Here is a 1,445-nt window from a genome sequence, read left to right on the forward strand (position 1 = left end):
CGATTCCTAATGTCGTTTGTCAAGCCGCGAGGGCTGCGGGCGGCACGAGCTCGTAGGTCCGTCCGTCGCGCAGGAGGGCCCAGAGGACGTTCACGCGGCGGCGGGCGAGGGCGAGGACCGCCTGAGTGTGGCGCTTGCCCTCGGCTCGCTTGCGGTCGTAAAACCGGCGGGACTCCTCGCAGTGGCGGATGCTGAACAACGCGGAGGTGTAGAAGACCCGTTGGAGTCTGCGGTTGTATCGCTGAGGGCGCCGCAGGTTACCGCTGATCTTGCCGGAGTCCCGCGGAGCGGGAGCGACACCGCCGAAGCCGGCGAGCCGGTCCGGAGTGCCGAATACGGTCATGTCGCCGCCGGTGGCGGCCAGGAACTCGGCGCCGAGGATGACGCCCAGGCCGGGCATGCTGGTGATCACTTCGAAGTCGCGGTGCTGGCGAAACCGGGCCTCGATCAGCTTGTCGATCTCGGTGACCTGCTGGTTGAGGGCGATCACCTCCGTCGCCAGCGTGTGCACCAGCTGGGCGGTCAGCTTCTCGCCTGGGAGGCTGGTGTGCTGGCGCTCGGCGGCCCGGAGGGCGGTCTCGGCCAGCTGCTCGGCGTTGCGAACGCTGCGGTTGCGCAGCCAGGTCTTAAGGCGCTTGGCGCCGATCCGACGGAGGGCGGCCGGTGTCTGGTAGCCGATCAGCAGGGTGAGGGGTCCGACGTTGGTGAGGTCCAGCCGTTCCAGGCCGGGGAAAATGCCGGTGAGCTGGGCGCGAAGGCGGTTCACGGTGCGGGTGCGGTCGGCGACCAGGTCCATCCGGCGGCCGGTGAGGATCTTGAGGTCGGTGACGGTCTCGTCTCCGGTGCGTAAGGGGTGCAGGTCACGCCGGAGGCGGACCTGGTCGGCGATGACGGCGGCGTCTTTGGCGTCGGTCTTGCCCTCGCCGCGGTAGCCCTCGGAAGCTCGGTGGATGGCACGGCCGGAGAGGTAGAGCACCGGCTGGTCGTGGTTGAGGAGGATCGCGATGGCCAGGGCGGCTCCGCCGTCGGCCAGGTCGATGCCCCAGGTCACCTCGTCGCCCAGGTCCAGTACATCGGCGAGGAGTTGGAGGAGTTCGGGTTCGTCATTGGCAACGCGTCGTGACAGCAGCCGACGGCCGCTCTCGTCGATCGCGACGCAGTGGTGATGGGTCTTGCCTGCGTCGATGCCGGCCCAGATCGCGGCCATGTGATGCCTCCGTGCGGTGTGCTGCTGGTGCCTCCCGACGGACGACCTCGCTGTCGATTCCCTACTTGGCGATCATTCGCAATTCCTAATTGGCAGCCGAGTCGTCGTGGGACGTCGGGCGGCCAATCGATGCCAGCCACGAGTGGCAGAAGGTTGAAAGCCACACCCGACGTCCCTGGGTAGATGAACCATACGAAGGGCTCACCCTGTCCCGCAGAGCAACGTAGGGAAGGTTGAG

General features: G+C 67.5%; 1 protein-coding gene. It reads right to left on the minus strand.

Going from position 1 to position 1,445, the window contains the following annotated elements; translation table 11 throughout:
• Positions 1-19: 19 nt before the first annotated feature.
• Positions 20-1,207 carry an IS110 family RNA-guided transposase gene (locus ACZ4MF_RS48990; protein ID WP_467500944.1) on the minus strand — a complete coding sequence of 396 codons (1,188 nt, stop codon included), beginning with the start codon at positions 1,205-1,207 and terminating at the stop codon, positions 20-22.
• Positions 1,208-1,445 lie beyond the last annotated feature (238 nt).

This window comes from Streptomyces sp. NPDC025793 (genome assembly GCF_055558375.1).

Bases quoted from the DNA above. Each gene is read 5' to 3' on its own strand.
- ACZ4MF_RS48990 (WP_467500944.1), bottom strand. From the start codon at position 1,207: ATGGCCGCGATCTGGGCCGGCATCGACGCAGGCAAGACCCATCACCAC.